General features: G+C 68.6%; 17 protein-coding genes. 5 read left to right on the top strand and 12 right to left on the bottom strand.

Features of this window, described 5'->3' with window-relative positions; all coding sequences use genetic code 11:
* Positions 1 to 277: 277 nt before the first annotated feature.
* Positions 278 to 1,270 (top strand): LLM class F420-dependent oxidoreductase, encoded by a 993-nt coding sequence (locus IU452_RS06820; RefSeq protein ID WP_195108021.1) that lies wholly within the window; start codon positions 278 to 280, stop codon positions 1,268 to 1,270.
* Positions 1,271 to 1,601: 331 nt separating this feature from the next.
* Complete coding sequence (locus IU452_RS06815; protein WP_195108020.1) at positions 1,602 to 2,768, top strand: lipase family protein; 1,167 nt, start codon at positions 1,602 to 1,604, stop codon at positions 2,766 to 2,768.
* On the opposite strand, the gene IU452_RS06810 is transcribed toward IU452_RS06815, so the two are convergent.
* The 7 genes from IU452_RS06810 to IU452_RS06780 all read right to left on the bottom strand — a co-directional run bounded on the left by IU452_RS06810 (position 2,769) and on the right by IU452_RS06780 (position 12,021).
* A complete protein-coding gene (locus tag IU452_RS06810) occupies positions 2,769 to 4,109 on the bottom strand; it encodes a hypothetical protein (RefSeq protein ID WP_195108019.1) in 1,341 nt (446 codons plus the stop codon). It abuts the gene before it with no gap.
* A gap of 25 nt (positions 4,110 to 4,134) precedes the next feature.
* On the bottom strand, positions 4,135 to 4,971 hold the full coding sequence (locus IU452_RS06805) for an ABC transporter permease (protein WP_195108018.1): 837 nt from the start codon (positions 4,969 to 4,971) through the stop codon (positions 4,135 to 4,137).
* Positions 4,971 to 5,915 (bottom strand): ATP-binding cassette domain-containing protein, encoded by a 945-nt coding sequence (locus IU452_RS06800; protein WP_195108298.1) that lies wholly within the window; start codon positions 5,913 to 5,915, stop codon positions 4,971 to 4,973. The genes IU452_RS06805 and IU452_RS06800 overlap by 1 nt, the downstream gene beginning before the upstream one ends.
* An 8-nt stretch (positions 5,916 to 5,923) precedes the next feature.
* A complete protein-coding gene (locus tag IU452_RS06795) occupies positions 5,924 to 7,165 on the bottom strand; it encodes a glycosyltransferase (RefSeq protein WP_195108017.1) in 1,242 nt (413 codons plus the stop codon).
* Complete coding sequence (locus tag IU452_RS06790; RefSeq protein ID WP_195108016.1) at positions 7,162 to 8,580, bottom strand: condensation domain-containing protein; 1,419 nt, start codon at positions 8,578 to 8,580, stop codon at positions 7,162 to 7,164. The genes IU452_RS06795 and IU452_RS06790 overlap by 4 nt, the downstream gene beginning before the upstream one ends.
* Entirely contained in the window at positions 8,580 to 10,004 is a 1,425-nt protein-coding gene (locus IU452_RS06785; RefSeq protein WP_195108015.1) for a condensation domain-containing protein, read from the bottom strand. The genes IU452_RS06790 and IU452_RS06785 overlap by 1 nt, the downstream gene beginning before the upstream one ends.
* A 460-nt stretch (positions 10,005 to 10,464) precedes the next feature.
* Entirely contained in the window at positions 10,465 to 12,021 is a 1,557-nt protein-coding gene (locus tag IU452_RS06780) for an FAD-dependent monooxygenase (protein WP_195108014.1), read from the bottom strand.
* Between the two features lie 246 nt (positions 12,022 to 12,267).
* Here IU452_RS06780 and IU452_RS06775 point away from each other — a divergent pair, with 246 nt between their 5' ends.
* Entirely contained in the window at positions 12,268 to 13,083 is an 816-nt protein-coding gene (locus IU452_RS06775) for a tetratricopeptide repeat protein (protein WP_195108013.1), read from the top strand.
* On the opposite strand, the gene IU452_RS06770 is transcribed toward IU452_RS06775, so the two are convergent.
* The 3 genes from IU452_RS06770 to IU452_RS06760 all read right to left on the bottom strand — a co-directional run bounded on the left by IU452_RS06770 (position 13,084) and on the right by IU452_RS06760 (position 17,209).
* A complete protein-coding gene (locus IU452_RS06770) occupies positions 13,084 to 13,797 on the bottom strand; it encodes a M50 family metallopeptidase (RefSeq protein WP_195108297.1) in 714 nt (237 codons plus the stop codon).
* A gap of 77 nt (positions 13,798 to 13,874) precedes the next feature.
* The gene (locus tag IU452_RS06765) at positions 13,875 to 14,903 is read right to left on the bottom strand and encodes an aldo/keto reductase (RefSeq protein ID WP_195108012.1); all 1,029 of its coding nucleotides are present in this window, start codon (positions 14,901 to 14,903) and stop codon (positions 13,875 to 13,877) included.
* A gap of 35 nt (positions 14,904 to 14,938) precedes the next feature.
* On the bottom strand, positions 14,939 to 17,209 hold the full coding sequence (locus IU452_RS06760; protein ID WP_228816702.1) for an ATP-binding cassette domain-containing protein: 2,271 nt from the start codon (positions 17,207 to 17,209) through the stop codon (positions 14,939 to 14,941).
* Between the two features lie 178 nt (positions 17,210 to 17,387).
* Here IU452_RS06760 and IU452_RS06755 point away from each other — a divergent pair, with 178 nt between their 5' ends.
* Positions 17,388 to 17,708: a hypothetical protein gene (locus IU452_RS06755; RefSeq protein WP_195108010.1), complete on the top strand. Its 321-nt coding sequence runs from the start codon at positions 17,388 to 17,390 to the stop codon at positions 17,706 to 17,708.
* A gap of 33 nt (positions 17,709 to 17,741) precedes the next feature.
* Here the strand turns inward: IU452_RS06755 and IU452_RS06750 are convergent, their stop codons facing one another.
* Positions 17,742 to 18,002, bottom strand: a complete 261-nt coding sequence (locus tag IU452_RS06750; RefSeq protein ID WP_195108009.1) for a hypothetical protein — start codon at positions 18,000 to 18,002, stop codon at positions 17,742 to 17,744.
* A 227-nt stretch (positions 18,003 to 18,229) separates the two neighbouring features.
* Complete coding sequence (locus IU452_RS06745) at positions 18,230 to 19,105, bottom strand: LLM class F420-dependent oxidoreductase (protein ID WP_195108008.1); 876 nt, start codon at positions 19,103 to 19,105, stop codon at positions 18,230 to 18,232.
* Positions 19,106 to 19,253: 148 nt separating this feature from the next.
* On the opposite strand from IU452_RS06745, the gene IU452_RS06740 reads away from it, so the two are divergent.
* Complete coding sequence (locus IU452_RS06740; RefSeq protein WP_195108007.1) at positions 19,254 to 20,465, top strand: GAF domain-containing protein; 1,212 nt, start codon at positions 19,254 to 19,256, stop codon at positions 20,463 to 20,465.
* Positions 20,466 to 20,556: the final 91 nt, after the last annotated feature.

Genomic DNA, 20,556 nt, shown 5'->3' with positions numbered 1-20,556 from the left:
CTCGTTCGCTGGAACCTCAACGGCACGATTGAACATCACCGAAGCCGTGCGCGTGGTCCGACACACCGCGAAGAAAATCGAGGTCGCGACCGCAGGAGGGGCGTGAGGCGACAGGTATGCGGGCGATTTGCCCGAGTTGCCGACCCGCGGCCGCCGGCGGAGCATGATGATCTTGCCGGTCCGACCGGTTGCCCACCGGCGGCGAAGTCGCGACAGTGGGTGCCGGTGCCGTGCCGCTGTGCGGGACCGGTCCGATGACATGGTGAAGGAGAGGTTCGTGCGCTTCGGCATTTTCATTCCGCAGGGTTGGCGGCTGGATCTGGTCGGAATCGACCCCGCGCAGCAGTGGGGGGTGATGCGGGATCTGGCGCAGCGCGCCGATGCGAACGACGCGTGGGAATCGCTGTGGGTGTACGACCATTTCCACACCGTGCCGGTGCCGACCGAGGAGGCCACCCACGAGGCGTGGACCCTGATGGCGGGATTCGCGGCCGTCACCTCGCGCGTCCGGCTCGGCCAGATGTGTACCGCCATGGGCTACCGCAATCCCGCCTATCTGGCGAAGGTGGCCGCGACCACCGATCACATCTCCGGCGGCCGGGTCGAGATGGGCATCGGCGGCGGCTGGTACGAGCACGAGTGGCGCGCCTACGGGTACGGTTTCCCGTCGGCGGGCGAACGGCTGGGGCGGCTCGACGAGGGCGTGCAGATCTTCAAACAGGCCTGGTCCACCGGCTCGGCCACCCTCGACGGCAAGCGCTATCAGGTCGACGGAGCCATCGTGCGGCCACTTCCGTTGCAGGAGGGCGGAATTCCGCTGTGGATCGCGGGTGGCGGCGAACAGAAGACGCTGCGCATCGCGGCCCGGTACGCCGACTACACCAACTTCAGCGGCGACCCCGAGGGATTCGCCCGCAAATCGGAGATCCTGCGCGGCCACTGCGCCGACGTCGGCACCGATTTCGACGCCATCGTCCGCTCGGCCAACTACAACGCGCTGACCGCACCCACCGAGGCCGAGGTCGAAGACCGCCTGGCCGCCCTCGAGGCCCGCCTGACTCCCGTCATCGGCGCCGACAAGGCCAAGACCTGGGTCGACGACATGTTCCGTACCAGCCTGGCCGTCGGCACCCCCGAACAGATCGTCGAAAACCTCAGCCGCGTCCGCACCCTCGGCCTGGCCTACGCCATCTTCAACTTCCCCGAATCCGCCTACGACCTCTCGGGAGTGGAGCTGTTCGAACGCGAGATCCTCCCCGCCCTCCGCTGACCCCGCGCCTCCGGCGCGGGGAACGAAAGGGGGCCCCGCCCGGGAACAAAGGGGGCCCCGCCCGGGAACGAAAGGGGCCCGCCCGGGAACGAAAGGGGCCTGCCCGGGAACGAAAGGGGCCCGCCCGGGGAACGAAAGAGGGCCCGCGCAGGAAGACGGGGCCCCGCACGGGGACAAACCGTGGCCCCGGCCGGGTTCCCTCGCTGGCGCTTCCTGACACCTGTGCGGGCGCGTCCTCATCCCCGGCGTGGGCGCCATCTTGTTCCCCGCGCCGAAGGCGCGGGGCCGTTGTCGGGTGGAAGAATCGGCGGGGATTGGTGCGAGGAGGCTGATGCGGATGCGTAGGAAGCTGATCTGGGTCGTGGTCGCGGCGTTGGTTGCGGTCGGGTGCGGTCGGTCCGCCGATTCTGCCGAGCGGGCGGTGCCGCCGAAGAAACCCGGGGAGCTGGTCGCGCAGAAGCCGCTCGATATTCGGGATGCGGGGCTGTCGGCTTCCGCCGCCTCGGCGACCTACATGCGCTACATCTCCACCGCCCCGGACAAATCGACCGTCGAGGTGTCCGGGGCGGTGTATCTGCCTAGAGGGCAGGCGCCGGAAAAGGGTTGGCCGGTGGTGGCTTTCGCGCACGGGACGTCCGGGGTGGCGCAGCAGTGTGCGCCGACGAACTCGCCCGATCTGTTCGGCAGCGCCGACACCGTCGCCGAGTTACTCGATCAGCGCACCGCCGTGGTGATGACCAATTATCAGGGACTGGACGGACCGGGTGCGTCACCGTATCTGGACGGCCCGGCGTTGGGGTTCGATGTGCTCGACTCGGTCCGCGCAGCGCGCGGCCTGGGCCTGCCGCTGTCGGATCGGACCGTGCTCTACGGCGTCTCGCAGGGCGGTCGGGCCGCGCAATCGGCCGCGGAGACCGCCGCCTCCTACGCGCCCGAGCTGAATATCGTCGGCAACGTCCTCGTCAATCCCGCCCTGCGGGTCGAGGTGGCCTCCGACATTCAGGCGGGCACCCTCAGCCGCGATCAGTATCTGATCCTGCCCTACGTGCTCGCCGGGCTCCGCTACCACCACCCGGACTACACCGACGACCGCATTCTGCACGGCGATCTGCTCGCCGCGGCGCCGCGCCTGGCGTCGACCTGCACGGGCCAGATGACCCGGGCCGATACCGCCCTCGGCGCCTCGGCGAAACCCGATGAGGTTCGCTTCGTCGACGACGCGGCCCGGCGCACCTTCACCGACTACGTGACCCGAACCAACCTGCCGCAGTCACCGACCCGCATCCCGACCCTTGTCCTGCGCGCCGACCGAGACGTGCTCGTGAACACCGCCTGGTCCACCGCCGCCGTAGCCGATATGTGCAGACTGGGAATTCCGGTGCAGGACAACATCCTTCCGGGCGACCACGGCGGATTTACCGAGGGCGGTGACCGGTGGAAGCCGTGGATCGCCGACCGCTTCGCGGGCAACCCACCCCCACCGGCAACCTGCGGCTGATCACCAGAACGTCGGCGTGAGCCCCCACGCCTCGAACTCTTCCTCGACATAGCCGCGCAACGCCTGCCGGGTCGGGAAGCGGTCCGGATCCCCGGCGGTCACCGCGAGGGTGACGGTCTCCCCATCGCTGGACCACGACATGTTCAGCCCCACCTCGGTGGTGCGGAAGAATTCGGTATCCGCGGACCGGATCACCGGCCGCATCAGCACCCCGCTCGCCCGCGTACCGGCCAGTTCCGCCACCGACTGCGCGGTCTCACCGAGATTGGTGCACAGGCAGATCGGAGCCTTGGAGGTCCGGACGAATCGGCGCGCCAGAACGTCCGGGATCACCATCTGCAGCGGTTGCAGATGCTGCAGCGCCGGAGTGGTCGCCGGATCGCCATAGGAGGAAATGGCCTGCTTGGTCGCCGCCCGGATGTGCGCCAGGTCGGCCAGCTCGCCCTTGCGGTAAGGCACGCTGATCGGAACACCGGTGGTCGCGTTACCGCGCGGATCGTCCGGCTGCCGAAGCGACCGCGGGATGTCCACGCGCACCTGCTGGCCGTCCTCGACCCGCCCACATCGGCCGAGGATGCCGACGGCGGTGCCGAGCATCAGCCCGTTCGCCGTGCCCGCATGGGCGGCGGCCACCGAATTCCATTGCGCCAGTGGAACCGTCACGACCAACTTGGCGGGATCGTAGGTCTCGGGCAGCGCTAGTCGCGGTTCGGTCGGCCGCGGCAGCCGGGCGGGTTCGGTCACGTGCCGTGCCCGATACGCCTTGCCGATCCCGGAGACGATCGCGCGCAGCTGACCGGCGGCGTCGGCAAGATGCCCGCGCCACCGTCCGCTGACCGGTGTGTCACCCACGAGCCGCCCGGAACTGTCGGCGAGGCTGGCCGGCAGTCCCTGTGCAATCCGGGAGAGCGCGTCCTGGACCGCGAAGATCACCGCACCGCCGTCGGCACCGACATGGGAGGTGACCAGTGACAGCAGCGTTCCTCCCTGACACGGCGCCGCAGCCAGCTGCCACAGCCGTCCGCTGGCCGGATCGAGGGCCACCTCGGTCTTGTCCTGGAACCACGTCAGCAACTCCTCCGGCGGCACCGGGTCGTCCTGCCAGTCCAGCGGATTCGCCGCGGTCGCGGGCGCCCACCACGGCCGCGCCAGCGGCACCCGGGTGGTCACGACGCGGCGGGCGAGGAAGCCCTGGGTCAACTGGGCGTGGAACGCCTCGACCGCGGCCCGGTCCAGGGGTTGGTCGAACCGCCAGGCCAGCTGGTTGACCAGCACCGACCCGAACAGCCGATGCACCTTCCAGAACAGATCATCGTCGGCGGTGAGCCGATTGAAAGCCATTGCCCTACTTACCTTTCCAAAGACTTCAGCGTGGCCGCAGGGCCCGCACGGTCACCGGTGCGAACACCAGCAGCACCACCAGCGCACCCACCACCGACCAGACCGCATCGGAACCGAAGCGGCCGTCGTCGGCCAGGGTGCGCACCGCCGACACCAGATGCGACACCGGATTGACGTCGGAGACATGCCGCAGCCAGTTCGGCATGGCGGCGGTCGGCACCAGCGCATTGGAGGCGAAGGTGAACAGCATCAGGATCAACGCCGACATCCCCTGCACCGCAGTGGGTTTGGACATGGTCACGCCGACGGCGGCGAAGATCCAGCTCAGCGCCGCGGTCACGAAGACCACCAGCACCGCGCTCGCGATCAGCCCCAGCGGATGCGCGGGTCGATACCCCATCACGAAGCCGACGATCACCACGGTCGTCGCCGCGATCGCATACCGGGTGACCCCGGCGGTCAGCGCGCCGACGATCGGGGCCACCCTGGCCACCGGCATCGACGCGAACCGATCCTGCACACCGGAGCGGATGTCCTCGCACAACTGCACACCGGTGGCCACCGAGGCGGTCAGCACGATCTGCACCAGCACCCCGGGAATGAGGGTGGGCAGATAGGCGTGCACGCTCCCGGCGATGGCGGTGCCGAAGATATTGCCGAACAACACCGGCCCGACGATCGGCAGCAGCGCCGCATCGTAGAGCAGCTGCGGGCTGCGCCGGAAGGTCAACAGCCCCCGCAGCGCCATGACCAGCGACTGATGCACTGCCGCGCGCACCCCGATGCGGGTGACGCGGGGGCGCCGATCGATGCGCTGCGCGCGCGGCGGTTCGAGGGTCGAATCGACGGTCAGCGTCGCCATCACGCCACCCCCTGCTGATCGATACGGCCGGTGAGGGCCAGAAACACCTCGTTCAGATCGGGCCGGTCCACCCCGAACCCGCGCAGCGCCACCCCGGCCCGCCGCAATTCGACGAGAATCTTGGTGGCCCGGTCGACGTCGTGCAGCGGCACCGACAGCGAGCCGCCCTCGGGTGCCACGCGGGCCGTTCCGCCGGAGAGGCGTTCGGCGATCGACACCGCCGTCGGCAGTCGGGCCGGATCGGCCAGTTCCAGCCGCAGCACCTCCTCGCCGACCGAGGCCTTCAATTCGTCGGCGCTGCCCTCGGCGACGATGGTGCCGTGGTCGACGACCGCGATGCGGTCGGCCAGCACGTCGGCCTCCTCGAGGTACTGGGTGGTGAGCAGGATCGTCACGCCACCGGCGACCAGCGAGCGGACCGTCTGCCACATCTGCATGCGGGTGTGCGGGTCCAGGCCCGTGGTGGGTTCGTCGAGAAAGATCAACGGCGGCAACGTGATCAGGGTCGCGGCCAGATCCAGGCGGCGGCGCATGCCACCGGACAGCGCACCCGCCGGGCGCTGCGCGGCGGCGGTCAGTTCGAACTGTTCCAGCAATTCCTCGGCGCGGCGGACGGCCGCGCGCCGTGACAGGCCCAGGAGACGCCCGAAGATCCGCAAATTCTCCTCGGCGGAAAGGTTTTCGTCGACCGACGCGTACTGCCCGGTCAGCCCGATCATCGAGCGCACCGCCGTGGCGTCGCGCACCACATCCCAGCCGAAGATGCGGGCGCTGCCGCGAGAGGGCCGCAGCAGTGTGGCCAGCATGCGCACGGTGGTGGTCTTGCCCGCCCCGTTGGGACCCAGCAGGGCGAACACCGACCCGCTCGGCACCTGCAGATCGATGCCGTCGACGGCGGTGAAGGCGCCGAACGATTTACCCAATCCGCTTGCCTCGATGGCCATCTCGGTGGTCACGAGAACCTCCTCTCGGCGGGGATGCGCACCACGGGACGCACCGCGTTCGCGAGGGCCTCGACGGCGTCGGCGGCACGCTGCACCCCGTCGTGGCGGAATTCACCGGCGAAGGCGGCGGTGCGCTCGGCGACCGCTTCGCTCACGGCCAGATCGAGCAGCCGTTCCAAGCGCGCCGCGGTCAACCGCGAAAACGCCACGCTCGCACCGAATCCCAGGCTGTGCAGCCGCTGTCCCCAGTACGGCTGGTCGGCCACGAACGAACACACCACCGACGGCACACCGGCCCGCAGCGCCGCGGCGGTGGTGCCCGCGCCGCCGTGATGGATCGCGACCGCGCAGCGCGGCAGCACCGTCGCATGATCGACGGTGCGCACGACGGCCAGCTCGTCGGTGAAACTCGGATCGATCGCATTCGAGCCGGTGACGAACAGCAGGCGGCGGCCGAGCCGGCGGCAGGCCGCGCTCAGCAGTTCGATGGTGGCGCCGACATCCCCGACCGGCATCGACCCGAATCCGGCGTAGACCGGGGCCGTACCCGCGGCCAGCCAATCCGAGAGCCGCGCGTCGATCTGCGTGGTGATCGGCGGCGGGACGAGGAATCCGACGAACGGCCGATCCGGCCCCCATTCGCCGCGCAGCCCGTCGAACAGGCGCTCGTCGTAGGCCTGGATCGCGATCTGCCCCGGCGGGCCGAAACCGCCTGCCCGCCTGCGCAACTGGTCCACATCCGGCGAAACCGCCCAGGCCCGGGCGCGGCCGAGCGCGCGCCAGCCGAGCCGGTTCACCGCGCCGGGCAGGCGCGGTGCGGGCACGATCGGCACCGACCGGCTGGGCCGGATGGGGAAATAGTGCACCGCGGCGAACGGTGCCCCGGCGAGGGCGGCCACGCCGCGGGCCACCTCCTCGTTGGCCATCGCGCCGACCACCACATCGGTTCCGGCGGCGAGCGGCGCCAGATCCTCGGCGGCCTCGCCGAAGCCCTGCCGATTGACCCGCCGCAGCTCCCGCATCCGGGCCACCGGCCCACCGCGACCGCGCCGGTCCAGCTGTGCACGCAGCAGCGCGTCGGTGTCGAGGCCGAACGGTGCGGCGGTGACGCCGCAGTCGGCGGCGAAGCCGACCAGGTTCGGCGACACGGCCAGGGTCACGTCGTGTCCGCGCCGGTTCAGTTCGCGGGCCAGCAGCACGCCGGGTTGGGCGTCACCGCGGCTACCGCCGAAGGCCAGCAAGGCCTTCATACGCCCACCCCGCGGGCCAGAACGCGGCCGGGGCGATAGTTTCCGGTGGTGGCGATCTCGGTGAGGGTGTCGCGCAGCCGGTCCGCGTAGTCCGACAACCGGTCCCAGGCGACCGGGACGTCGGGGGCGCCGATGCTCACGAAATACTCGGAGTCGTTGCGTCCCAACCAGATCGACAGCGTGGAGGTGGTGCCGTCCGCGGTGAAGATGCGGGTATCGGCCCCGGGTGCGCGACCGGCCGCCCCGCGCAGATCCAGCAGCGTCACGAAACTCGGCTCCCGCGTGATCAATTCGCCGCCGCGACCGGATTGCAGCAGCCGCGCGATCGCGGCGTGAGCGGGCAACCGCGACATCAGCCGGGCCCGGTCCAGGGCGGCACGGGCCTGCGGCACCGTGCGGCCGAAATCCGGTGCGGACGGCAGTGCGAACGACACCGGCACGAAGTTGCAGAACCAGCCCTGGGCGGTGGCGAACCGGGCGCCGAACCGCGTCGAGAGCACATTCAGCGTCCAGTAGCCGTCACGGCCGGTCAGCTCGTAATCGGTGAGGGCCAGAACGCTGAACAGCGCCGCCGACAGGCTTGTCCCGGCATCCTTCAGCACCGCATCGAACGCCCGGGCCAGATCGCCGTCGAGCAGGGTCCGGCTGCGGATGCGGCGACGGTGCCGCTCCCCCGGTTCGATGCCCAGATCCAGGACCGACACCGGCAGCCGGAAGTCGGTCTCGGCCAGCGCCCGTTCCCAGTGCGGATACAGCGTCTCGGCGAGGGCGTCGGTGGAGCGGGCGTGTTCGTCGGCGGCGTAGTCGGCGCTCGATCCGCTGCACGTGGGCACTTGTGCGTCGCGGTCGACGACCGCGGCCTGGTAGCGCTCGGTGAGTTCGAGCGCCGCCAGCGCCTGCGACATACCGTCGCTGAAGGCGTGATCGGCCGCGAAAACCACCTGGAAGCCGTCCTCGCCGGGGACGGCGGCGAACGCCGCCGCGGGCCATTCGAACGGCGAGATGGCGGTGTGGAGATACTGCGCCAGCACGTCGGTCCACTGCTCGCCCTGGGCGTCGCCGGGCAACTCGACAGCCTCGAAGGCGATCGCGTCGGGATCGACCACATGCCGGACGAAGCCGTCGTCGGTGGGTTCGAACCACGTGCGCAGACCGTCGTGGGCGCCCACGAACTCGGTGACCGCCGATACCAGGGCGGTGCGGTCCAGACTCCCCGAAATTCGGGTCGTCACACCGAGATACGGAGCGTCGGCGGGCTTGTCGACGGCCGCGCGCAGATGATCCAGCTGCAGCAGCGCCGGCGGGACCGGGGAGGCGGCCGCGGTGCGGGCCGAAGCCCGCGCCGCGGCCGTGGGCCGGATCACGATCGGCCGGACGGTTGCCCGCAGCGTCTCGTCCAGTCCTCCGGTGCGCATCACGCCGCTCCTTGACCTGCCACCGTCAGCTCCGGGGCGGCCGCCAGGGCCTCGCCGCACTCCCGCAGAATCGCGGTGAACTCATCGATGAAACGCTGCACGACCGCCGTGGAATACGCGGCCGGGAAGCGGGCGGAGATATTGAGGCCCTCCGCGGCGCGGACCACCCAGAAATACACCTCGTCGGCGGAATAGGAATCCGCCCGCAGCGCCCGCCCGCGCAGCCCGGTGATGATCTCGTTCTCGGGGAGGCGGCGGATATCCACGTACGACACCGCGAACCGCGGCCGGTCGCGCACCTGCAGCAGATCGAAGATGCGCTCGGCCGGGGCCATGGTCGCCGCCTTCGAGCGACGCAGCGCGCCATCGGTCGAGGCCAGCACGTCCGGGAAGGCGGCGTCGGCGGTCACCGGGATCGCCAGCGGCACGATGTTGACGAACCAGCCCATCGACTCGGCCCAGCGCTTGTCCGGGCGGGTCGCCACCGGCATGATCGTGCGGAATTCCGGCCCGCCCGACAACCGGCCCGACGCCAGTGCCAGGGCGGCGAAAACCGCTGTGGTGGACCGGTGGCCGAGGGCCGCGGCGGCGGCCTCGGCGGCCCGGGCTTCCTCGTCGGTGAGCAGCCAGCGCGACAGGCTGGTCTGCGGCTGCGCCGGGTTGTCGTCGACGGCGGCGACCGGCGGCTGGAAACGCGGGAACATCCCGTCGGAGGCGGTCAGGAATTCCCGCCACACCTCGGTGGCCGCGCATTCGGGGGTCAGCGCGGCCGCCGCCTGCCGCTCCACGACGGCGAACTCGGCGGGGCTGGCGAAGGTGTCGGACGGGGGCAGGCTGGTGCCGTCCAGCAGTGCGCGGTACAGGGCGCGCAGCTCGGTGACGATCAGCACCTGGCTGTAGGCGTCCATCACCGAGTGGTCGGCGCCGACCAGCACGGTGAAATTGCCGGTGTCGCGATGCTCGACCGTGGCGATCAGGCAGTGCGGCCACACCAGCGGCGACAGCTGCGACTCCATGGTCTCGCGCAGAAAGTCGTTGAGCTCGGCGGGTTCGGTGACACCGGAGATGCGCTCGTGGACGATGTCCACGTTCAGCGCGTCGAGGGTGAGGCGGGCCGGGTCGGTGTCGGCGGTCGCGGCGGGGGCGACCGTGGTGCGCAGTCCCTCGTGGCGGGCGTGCCACACCCAGACCAGGTCACGGACGGCGCGGGCGTCGTAGGGGGCGTCCATTTCGAAGATCGTCCCGATCCAGCGGCCGCGGCCGGGTAGCGGATCGGTGGCGTCGAAATCGCGATGGTATTTCGCGTGGACGCTGGTGAGGGGGCGATGGTCGGGTTTCCATTCCGTGCCGGGGGCGCGGGTCGCGCTCCACAGCGTCAGGATTCCAGGCCGGATGTCGAAATGCGAAAGGATTGTGTATTCCATTTTCCCTCATCAAACTTCCACATGCCTGCGCAGCGCGGTGACGCGAACACGCAAGAATTGTGCGCTTGAAATATGTGTCGGGGGTTTGCGAGTCGGCGCTGACCGGCGTTACGCATCCGGACGACGGGCTGGTCGGGTCAACCTCTACACCGGTGTGCGTGTGGCTTCACTGTACGACAGCGCATCACAGGGTGAAAAGCGTGTGCCGCGTCACACTAATTCCATACAGAAGTACATACAGAGCTGTCTGTCGTAAATGTAAAGGGAATGTGAACGCCACTTTTCCGACACTCGCGGGTCAAGGATATCGCTCGAGCGAATAATAATCCCCGAGCCGCAGGGTTGAGGCTACAACTCACATTTGTGTTGTAGCCTCAACCGCGCTGGTAGGAAGTGTGCACCCTGTCGAAACTACCCGAGATTCGAGCCAGTTTCAGGGGTGGCGGGGGGAATGACAATTTTATTCAAGGGTGATTTGCCCGAATTCTTCCGAGTGGCCCCGACCGAACCAGTGCGTCAGGGCCGTTACGAGACCCGCGGTGTTCCCCGTATCCGCCGCCCACGCAACCATGCCGTCGGGCCGAATCAGTAGTGCCGACAAATCGCGGGTCTGGGCGGGTTTGGCGGTCAGCACGCGGACCCGATCGGACCAGGGCGCGGCCGACTCGCGCAGGGCGGCGGAGTCGGCGAGGTCCAGGAGCAGGGCCCGGCCGTCGAGGCAGTGCTCCCCCAGCCGGGTGCCGTCGGACAGTTCGATATCCGGCGCGGCCGCACCGGCCAGCGGGTGATCGCCGCCGAGGTCGTAGCGGTGCAGCACGCCGGAGATCTTCTTGAACACCGCGGTGGCGCCCTCGCGGGTGGCCAGCAGTTCCGCGGTGACGCGGCGCATGGCCCGGCTGCGGGCGTCCGGTCGCATGATCGCCACCTGGGCACGGGTCCATTCCAAGACCCAGGCGCCGATCGGATGCCGTTCGGCGGTATAGGTATCCAGCAAGCCGGGCGGTGCCCAGCCCGCGACGACCGCGGCCAGTTTCCAGCCCAGGTTCACCGCATCGCCCATGCCCAGGTTCAACCCCTGCCCGCCGAACGGCGAGTGCACGTGGGCGGAGTCGCCCGCCAGCAGCACCCGGCCCTTGCGATAGTCGGTGACCTGCCGGGTGTTGTCGGTGAACCGGGTGGCCGAATGCACGGCGGTGATCTCCACCGGGACACCGGACACCTTGCGCAGACTGGTCTGCAGTTCGGCCGCGGTGATCGGGGCCGTCCGGTCGGCGGGTGGGCCGTCGACCTCCACGGTGAGGATGCGGCCGGGCATCGGGCCGTAGGCATAGATGCCGGTATCGGTGGTGTTCCAGCCCATACGCAGCTGTTCCGCGCCCGACATCTCCACCAGCGCCTGACGCCCGGTGATCAGCGGGTCCACCCCCGGGAAGTCGAAACCTGCCAGTTTGCGCACCGTGCTGCGGCCGCCGTCGCACCCGACCAGCCAACCGGCGCGAACGATGGTGTCGCCCAACCAGATCGTGACGCAGTCGGCGTCGTCGGTGAATCCGGTGAGTTCGACACCGCGGCGCACGCGCACCCCCAGCTCCGCCGCCCGCGCGGCCAGGATCGCCTCGATTTCCTGCTGGATCACGAAGGTGGCGTTCTCGATCGGGCCGACCTCGGCGAAGGCGGGATCGGTGTAGTCGATCAACTCGGCGTTCAACCAGATACCGGCGAAATGTCCGCCCACGACACGTCCGCTGCCCAGCGCCGGCGCGTTCTGGGCGCCCGGTCGATAGGCGGCGAACTGGGACAGCCGGGCCAGGTGGAATTTCTCGAGTTCCGGCAGCAGGCCGCGCCGATAGAATGCCATCGCCGTCGGCACATTGATCGCACCGGCCTTCATCGTCGGATCGGGCTCGCTCAGCCGCTCCACCACCAGCACATCCACCCCTGCCAGCCGCAGCTCGCACGCCAACATCAGGCCCACTGGCCCGGCCCCGGCCACCACCACATCGAATGTCTCGGTCATGAATTCGACTGTCGGCCCGTCCGATTGCACCGCCCTTGCAGCCGCCTTGCATCGCCATGGCACGGCAGGCGCGAAGGCAGCGGCCGCAAAGGCGCATTGCACGCAAACCGGTCGTTCGAATTATCCGGTGGGAGTTTGCTGCTCGAAATTCCTGGCAAACACCCGATGGTTCAGCGATTTTTCAGCGCCGCGAGTACTAGCGTATGGCCGAATCCACCTCGACAGCTCCGGCGAAAGGCGGACACGATGACCGGGCCGTACCCGTACGTCGAGCAGGACGAGTCGCAACGGCCGCTGGCCGAGCGGTATGTCAGCGCCGACCCGGTCGATTGGTGCGGCACCGCGGTGTACCCGATGTACTGCGAGCCCCTGGGACCGGATCCGACCGTGGTCGCCCTGTGGTTGCGAGCGGCCGCGCCGCCGGAGGGTTTGCTGGGACTGGGTGTCGGGCTGTCGGTGCTGGGCGGGCATGTCGCCCTGCAGGGCCGCAGGCTCCGCGGCGTGGACGTCTGGACCGATGCCATGGCCGACGGCATCGAGCTCGAAGTGTGCGCGGCCGGTCCGGACGCCTCGTTCACCCTCACTCCGGTCTGGATGGATATGCGGGGCACGACCGAATCGTGGACGGGCAACTACGGGGTGGTCATCGAGCGCACGCCCGAGGGTAAGCCGCTGCTGCGCTGCAGCACCGGGGTCGGGCCGCCGGATTTCGGTGAACTGGTGGTGGAGATGACCGTCACCGCCGCCCCCACCGATCAAAGTCGTTATCGCGGTGCGCTCTACGAGCTGGGCGTGGCGATGCACGGCCGCGGCGATCTGGAGCAGGCGTGCGCCCTGTGGCGCCAGGCCGCCGATTTCGGGCATGCCGGCGCCGCCTACGACCTGGGTGTCGTCCGTTTCCGCTGCGGCGAACTCCGCGAGGCCGAACGGTGGTGGCGCGCCGCGGCCGACCACGGTGATGTGCGCGCGATGGCCGGATTGGCCGAGGTGCTCGACCGGCAGGGCAATCCGAGCGAGGCGCGGGTGTGGCGGGCCTGCGCCAATGGCACGGCTCACTCGTGATCAGGAACTGCCCAGCGACGGCCAGGCACCCAGCAGCAACCGGCCGCCCACGATGAGCGCCGCCAGCGACGCCGCGCCGAACAGCAACACCCACAGCAGTCCCGGCAACCGGGTGAGATAGGCCAGCTGATCGGCATCGGAGCCGTCACCGCGCATATGCACGCGCTGCAACTCTGCCACCGCGCGCAAGCCGCCGAACAGCAGAAACCACGCCACCGCGTAGCCGAAGACACCCTGCTGCACGACGGTGCCGAACCAGGACACCCCGAACACCACCGCGCCGGTGCAGATCACCGCCAGCCAGCCGAACAGATTGCGCACCACCAGCAACAACACCACCAGCCCGGCCACCACCAGCCAGAGCATCAGCGTCAACCGCCCCGCCCCCAGCAGCGCCGCGCAGCCGAGCCCCAACGCCGACGGCGCCGGATATCCGGCCATGGTCGTCAGAATCATGCCGAACCCGTGGGGCTTCCCGCGCGACAGCGTCACTCCCGAGGTGTCCGAATGCAATCGGATGCCACTGAGGCTGCGCCCGGTCAGCACCGCCACCACCGCATGGCCGATCTCGTGCGCGATCGTCACCACGGTCCGCAACCACCGCCACACCGGCGGATACATCACCAGCACCGCAGCCACCGCCGCGGTCGCGATCACCACCCAGGCCGGCGGCTGCGGCGACACCAGCCGCAACTTGTCCGCCACCGACGACATCGACTCCGCCCACTGCGACACATCCACGGCCGTAGGTTATCCGGGTGCGCCGCGGCTGTGCTCGTCGATCTCGGTAGTCAGCGGGCGAGAGCCTCGGCGGTGGGCTGGTCGCGGAAGTTCTCGATGTACCAATTCGGGTAGGCAGGGGACGGGGGCATGGCGGCGTCGAGGTCGGCGACGTCCTCCGGGGTCAGGCGGACATCGGCGGCGCCCAGATTGTCGTCGAGCTGGCCGAGTTTGGTCGCGCCGAGCAGGACACTGGTGACGGACGGTTTCGCCAGCAGCCACGCCAACCCCACCTGCGCCACGGAGGCATCGTGCTTGTCCGCGATGACCCGCATGCGGTCGACCAGGCCGAAGGCCAGTTCCTTGTCGAACGGCAGGATGTCGAAACCGGCCAGGCGGTTGTCCGGATCCGACAGCGTTTCGCGGGTGTATTTACCGGTCAGGAAGCCGCTCGCGAGCGGGCTCCACACCGTCAGGCCGAGATCGTATCGGCTCATCATGGGGATCAGGTCGCGTTCCACATCCCGACCGACGAGCGAATAGTTCATCTGGCCGTGGGTGAACTGCGCCCAGCCGTTGGCACGCTGGATCTCCATGGCCGCGGCCACTTTCCAGGCCGACCAATTCGAGAACCCGAGGTAGCGGGCCCGGCCGGAGCGCACCACTTCGTCGAGCGCGGCGAGGGTCTCCTCCAACGGCGTGAACGGGTCTTCTCGATGCGCGATGTACACGTCCACCCAGTCGGTGCCGAGCCGCCGCAGACTCTGATCGATCGACCAGAGGATGTGGCGGCGCGAGAGCCCCGACCGGGTGAGCGGCGTGCCGGTGCGGAAGCCGACCTTCGTCGCGATCACCACATCGTCGCGATGGGGCCGCAGGGCCTGCCCGAGCAGCGTTTCGGACTCGCCGTCGGCGTACCCGTCGGCGGTGTCGAAGAAGTTCACCCCCGCCTCGAGCGCCCGCCCGACGAGCGACCGCGCCAGCTCGGCGCCGACTTTGTACACCGCCCCGATGTCCCGATTTCCCGCGGTGAAGGTCATGGCGCCGAACGCGAGCCGGGAGACGATCAGGCCCGTGCCGCCGAGTGTCGTGTACTGCATGGCGCAACTCTAGCCGGGCGGGGAGTCCGAATTCCTCAGGCCGCCTTGTACTTACGCAGGTACTGCCCCGTCAGCGAGGTCGGATGGTCCATCAGTTGGCCGGGAGTGCCGGTGAAGACGATCTCGCCGCCGTTCTTGCCGCCGTCCGGACCCAGGTCGATCACCCAGTCGGCGTGGCCGACCACGTCGAGGTTGTGTTCGATCACCACCACCGTATTGCCGCGGTCGACCAGCGAATCCAGCAGCGCCAGCAGCGTATCCACATCGGACATGTGCAGGCCGGTGGTGGGTTCGTCGAGCACATACACCGATCCGGTGCGCTGCAATTGTGTGGCCAGCTTGATGCGCTGGCGCTCACCGCCGGACAGGGTGCTCATCGCCTGGCCCAGCGTCAGATACGGCAGGCCGACCTCGATCATCGTCTGCAACTTGGCATTCAATGCCTTTTCGGGGAAGAACTCGACCGCCTGTTCGGCGGGCATTTCGAGCACGTCGGCAATCGACTTGCCGCGCAACCGGTGCGAGAGCACCTGGTCGGAGAATCGGCGGCCGTCACACGCCGCGCAGTGCGTCGTCACCGGATCCATGTAGGCGACCTCGGTGATGATCACCCCGCGGCCCTCGCAGACCGGACAGGCGCCCGCGGAATTGAAACTGAACAATCCCGCCGGTTGTCCGGTGGCCTTCGCGAACAGCTTGCGAATCGTATCCATCAGCCCCAGATAGGTGGCGGGCGTCGACCGGGACGAGGCGGCGATCGCGGATTGATCGACGAAGATGGCCTCGGGATGCCGCGGCACGAATTCATCGCGGATCAAGCTCGACTTACCGGATCCGGCGACACCGGTGACGGCCGTCAGAACTCCGACCGGAATCGACACGGTGACGTTCTTCAGGTTGTGCGCGGTGGCGTTGTCGAGCACGATCTCGCCCGTGGCCTCCCGGAAACGGTCCTTCACCCCGAACGGCCTGCGCAGCCCCTGACCGGTGGGTGTGTCGGCCCGCCGCAAATCGTCGAAGCTGCCGGTGAACACGATCTCGCCCCCGTGCACACCCGCCCGCGGCCCGACATCGACCACGTAATCGGCGATCTGAATGACATCGGGATCGTGCTCGACGACCAGTACCGTATTGCCCTTGTCCCGCAGGGCGATCAGCATCCGATTGAGCCGCCCCACATCCCGCGGGTGCAGCCCCACGCTCGGCTCGTCGAAGATATAGGTCATCCCCACCAGCGTCGAGGCCAGATGCGTGATCATCTTCAACCGCTGGCCCTCACCGCCGGACAGCGTCGAGGTGGCCCGGTCCAGGCTGAGATACCCCAGTCCGATATCGGCGACCCGCTGCAATGCCACCCGGGTGGCCTCGGCCAGTCCCCGGGCCGCCGGATCGTCGATCTCTTCGACCACCGGGATCAGATCGGTGACCTCGATCCGCGTCCAGTCGGCGATATTGCGCCCGTTGATGCGCGTGGCCAGCGATTCCTGCTTGAGCCGTGCACCGTCGCAGGCCGGGCACACCCCCTCGGTGAGGAAGCGCTGAATCTGCTCGCGGGTCTTCTCCGACAGCCCACTGGTATCGCGTTTGACGCGGGAACGGGTGAACTTGTCCACCAGGCCTTCGTAATTGGCCTTCCAGGTGCCCTTGGCGAAACTGAGTTCCACTTTGCCGCCGGTGCCGTGCAGCAGATCGTGCCATTCGGCATCGGTGTAGTCGGCCAGCTTCTTGTCCGGATCGAATCGCCCCGAGTTGGCATACATCTGCCAATCCCCGCTGCCGATGTTGTAACCGGGCAGCAGGATCGCGCCTTCGTTCAGCGATTTCGAGCGGTCGACGAGCTTGTCCGGGTCCACCAGCACCGTCACGCCCAGGCCGTCGCATTCCGGACACATCCCCTGCGGCGTGTTGAACGAATAGTCGTACACCAGGCCCGTCGACGGGGACCCGAAGCGGGCGAACAGGGCCCGGATCATGGAGTAGATATCGGTCATCGTGCCGACCGTCGAGCGCGGGCCGCCGCCCACTGGATGCTGGTCGATGATCACCGGGGCGGCGAGATTGTCGATGGCCTCGGCATGCGGGCGCTCGTAGCGGGGCAGGAAGTTGACCACGAACGCCGGCAGGGTCGCGTACAGCTGGCGCTGCGACTCCACGGCGATGGTGTCGAACACGATCGAGGACTTGCCGGATCCGGACACCCCGGTGAACACCGTGATTTTGTTCTTGGGGATGTCGACGGAGATGTTGCGCAGATTGTGCTCGCGGGCACCGCGCACCCGAATGGTATCGGCCAAGGAGTCAGGCATACCGATCACCATGCCAGAGCACACCGACGAAATGTCCGTACGCGAGTGATGCAGATCACAGCAATGCATGATGGCTATCGCCCTGTGCTGTCTGTGCTCCCCTACCCTCTCGACCCTCTAGGCTGGTCTGCACGACCGCCGGGACCGGCCCGGCCGCGATCGACGAGGAGTAGCTCCGATGAGGTCCCTGCGATGGCCCGCCGCAACCACCGCCGGATTGGCTGTCGCCGCAACGCTTCTCGGTGGCTGCACCGATGTCCAACGCGCCCTGAACAAGGGCGGGGACACGCCGTGCAGCGAATACGTCAAGCAGGACCAGGACACCAAGCGCATGACGATCACCAAATTCGTCAAGCAGCAGACGAACGACGAACACGAACCCGCGGGCACGGCCGTCGACGCGACCATGGTGTCGGTGGACTTCCTGTGTGGCAATCAGCGCAACGCCGATACCCCGATCAAGAATGCCGACGTGGCGGGAATCTTCTTCAACAAGTAACCGCGGCGCGCTTCTTCATTGCCCGGCCGCGGTTCACTCCTGCGGCTTCGGCTCCGCGAGATCCGGGTCGGAGGCTTCCGGGGTGACTTCGGTGCTGTGATCGATGGTTTGCCGGTGCTGCGGTTCCGCGTCGGACCGCTCGGCGTTGCCGGGACAGTCCGGTTCGTCCGTCGACTCCCCTGCGCGCACCGCGGCGGGCTCGACGATCGGGCCGAGCGCGAGCACCGTACTACCTGCGCCCACCACCGCGGCCGCGAGTAGTAGTCCCGCCAGATTTCGGCGTGCGAGAGTCAAGGCAATCTCCTTCGGTCGTTGGTTCTTCCGATCGAAACGATTTCTTTTCGCGTTTTCGCGTCAAAAGTCCACGTTTATCGACAGAACTGACGAGGACGTGCCTCGAAAACCGCGGGGCGTGCGCGGGATTTCATTCAGGGGGACTGCGCAGTAGGTTACTCGATCGCCCCGCTCGGGGCCGCGACGAATTTCCCCGGCGTGTCGTCGGGACCCGGCGCGCGGGTCGATCAGCGCAGCAGCTCGATGACCGGCGCGAACTTGTCGAGCTCGGGTTCGTGCACGGTGATGTAGGTGATTCCGTACTTCTCGCGCCGCTCACGCAGCTGTGCGGCCATCTGTTCGGGGCTGCCGACGAGCACCGTCGGAAATTCCGCCAGCGGCTCGCGGTCACCCTCGGGCAGATGTTTCGCAAACCGTTGCTCGAGTTCGGGGACTTCGTCCGGCGTGGTCAGCGCCTGCACGAGAATATTGAATTCCACCTCCCCGGCGCGGTTTCCGAGCAGCCCGCGCACGTAATCGATGCGCCCGGCGAACGCATGCGGCCCGACGAGTGTGAGATGGCCGCTGGTTCCGGTCACTGCGCCGGTGAACCCGATCACCTGCGCGTGTTCGGCCGCCACCCGCAGTAGCCGTTCACCCCATCCCGCGATAAGCAGCGGCGGACCATCGGGCTGCGCCGGACGCGGCCGATACTCCGGATCGGCGAACAGTCGCCGCAGCGTCGCGGCCGCCTCAGCGACATGCTCCACGCGGCGCCCGGCGCTCGGGAACGGGATGCCCGCGGTCTCGAATTCGGACTGCACGTACCCGGCTCCCAGGCCCAGTTCCACCCGGCCGTCGCTCAACTGGTCGACGGTGGCCACGTCGCGTGCCAGTAGTACTGGGTTGTAGAACGGCACGTTCAGCACGAAGGAATTCAGCCGCACCCGCTCGGTCGCCTCGGCGGCCAGCAGCATCGCGGGCAGCGGCGACGGGACTCCGAGATGGTCGGGGACGCCGATCACATCGTAGCCGAGACCCTCTGCCCTGCGGCACTTTTCGATCCACGCGGCCCGGGAATCGCACGTCGCCATATTCACACCGAACCGGAAGGGAGCACTCATGGCTCCTGTCTATCAGCCCGCACGCGCAGGGGATATGCCCGTTCGCCGGGCGCGAACAACGGTGGTGGCGGCAATCGGCCCCGCGGTCGCGGCCGTTGGGCAATGATGGGAGGGCGCAGGGACTTCCCGGACGACGAGGTTGTTTGCGATGCCACAGATCCGCACCCTGTCCCAGCGACGGGCTGCGCTGGAACAGGAATGGGCCCGCTGGGCGGCCACGCGTGCCGCCGTGCCGGGAGATACCCTGCTGCGCAGCGAGGTGGTGCAGTCCTGGCAGCGGTCGCTGCCCACCGTCGATCCGGCCTGTGTCGCAGCCCCGGCCGACGACGCCGAAATTCCGGCCCGCTGGGCGCATTCCCCGCTGCGGGGGCCGGTGATCGAGCTCGCCGACGAATTGCGCAGCATCACCGACGATTCCGGATTCGTCGCCGCGGTCACCGACGAACAGGGCACCATCCTCTGGTCGTGCGGCGGCCGAGTGATGCGCCGCCGCGCCGAGGCGGTCAACTTCGCCCCGGGCGGGCGCTGGGACGAAACCCATATGGGCACCAACGCATTGTCGCTGGCATTGCGGACCGGCGAACCCAGCACGGTGTTCTCGGCCGAACATCTCGTCGCCGCGCTGCACAGCTGGGTCTGCTACTGCGCACCCATCCATGCCCCCGACGGACGGCGACTGGGCGTGCTGGATCTGTCGACCACCTGGGATCGCTCGCATCCACTGGCCATGTCCACGGTGCGGGCGCTGGTGTCGGCGATCGAATCGCGGCTGCCCGCAGGCCTTCCGGCCGCCGGACCGGAGTTGCGGCTGGAATGTCTGGGCGGTGCGTCTCTCACCCGGAGCGGGTGCCCGATTCGATTGCGGCCCCGGCAACTGGAGATTCTCACCCTGCTCGCGCTCGAACCCGACGGCTACTCCCCCCAACGGCTGCAGGCCGCGGTCTACGGTGACCGTCCGGTGTCGGCGGCCACCCTCAAGGCCGACGTCTCGCATCTGCGCAGCGCCACCGGCGGAGAGATCGCCAGCCGACGTTATCTGCTGACCCGGCCCGTATCCTGCGATGCGGTTGATCTGCTGTCCGCCATCGCCGCCGGAGATGTTGCGACCGCACTGCGGCTGTATCGGGGGCCGCTGCTGCCGGAGTCGGACACGCCGGGCATCGTGGAGTGGCGCGAATACCTGGCCGTGGGACTGCGCACCCTGGTGTTGAACAGCCGATCCCCCAGTCACCTGGTCGAATTCGGTGCGCGCTGCCCGGACGATGCCGCCATCCACGAGCGTGCCCTGCGCCTGCTACCACCGGGTGATCCGCGGCGCGCGCTGGTTGCCGCGCGGCTGCACACCGCATTGCGCGAATAGGGACGCACGGGCTCGGAACCGCACCAACCTCTCGCCAACCTGCCCGGTCCATAGTGACGGCCGTCACGAAGGATCGAACATGGAGCGAGCA

The sequence above is a fragment of the Nocardia transvalensis genome, from assembly GCF_015477765.1.
GTDB classification, from domain to species: domain Bacteria; phylum Actinomycetota; class Actinomycetes; order Mycobacteriales; family Mycobacteriaceae; genus Nocardia; species Nocardia transvalensis_A.
Note: the sequence above shows the minus strand (reverse complement) of the source record. Positions and strands in the feature narration are given on the sequence as shown.

Coding starts and splice junctions, on each gene's coding strand:
- IU452_RS06745 (WP_195108008.1), bottom strand. CDS start 19,105: ATGAGTGCTCCCTTCCGGTTCGGTGTGAATATGGCGACGTGCGATTCC.
- IU452_RS06770 (WP_195108297.1), bottom strand. CDS start 13,797: ATGTCGTCGGTGGCGGACAAGTTGCGGCTGGTGTCGCCGCAGCCGCCG.
- IU452_RS06795 (WP_195108017.1), bottom strand. CDS start 7,165: ATGAAGGCCTTGCTGGCCTTCGGCGGTAGCCGCGGTGACGCCCAACCC.
- IU452_RS06765 (WP_195108012.1), bottom strand. CDS start 14,903: ATGCAGTACACGACACTCGGCGGCACGGGCCTGATCGTCTCCCGGCTC.
- IU452_RS06805 (WP_195108018.1), bottom strand. CDS start 4,971: ATGGCGACGCTGACCGTCGATTCGACCCTCGAACCGCCGCGCGCGCAG.
- IU452_RS06790 (WP_195108016.1), bottom strand. CDS start 8,580: ATGCGCACCGGAGGACTGGACGAGACGCTGCGGGCAACCGTCCGGCCG.
- IU452_RS06810 (WP_195108019.1), bottom strand. CDS start 4,109: ATGGCTTTCAATCGGCTCACCGCCGACGATGATCTGTTCTGGAAGGTG.
- IU452_RS06800 (WP_195108298.1), bottom strand. CDS start 5,915: ATGGCCATCGAGGCAAGCGGATTGGGTAAATCGTTCGGCGCCTTCACC.
- IU452_RS06755 (WP_195108010.1), top strand. CDS start 17,388: ATGAGGTCCCTGCGATGGCCCGCCGCAACCACCGCCGGATTGGCTGTC.
- IU452_RS06785 (WP_195108015.1), bottom strand. CDS start 10,004: ATGGAATACACAATCCTTTCGCATTTCGACATCCGGCCTGGAATCCTG.
- IU452_RS06740 (WP_195108007.1), top strand. CDS start 19,254: ATGCCACAGATCCGCACCCTGTCCCAGCGACGGGCTGCGCTGGAACAG.
- IU452_RS06760 (WP_228816702.1), bottom strand. CDS start 17,209: ATGCCTGACTCCTTGGCCGATACCATTCGGGTGCGCGGTGCCCGCGAG.
- IU452_RS06815 (WP_195108020.1), top strand. CDS start 1,602: ATGCGGATGCGTAGGAAGCTGATCTGGGTCGTGGTCGCGGCGTTGGTT.
- IU452_RS06780 (WP_195108014.1), bottom strand. CDS start 12,021: ATGACCGAGACATTCGATGTGGTGGTGGCCGGGGCCGGGCCAGTGGGC.
- IU452_RS06775 (WP_195108013.1), top strand. CDS start 12,268: ATGACCGGGCCGTACCCGTACGTCGAGCAGGACGAGTCGCAACGGCCG.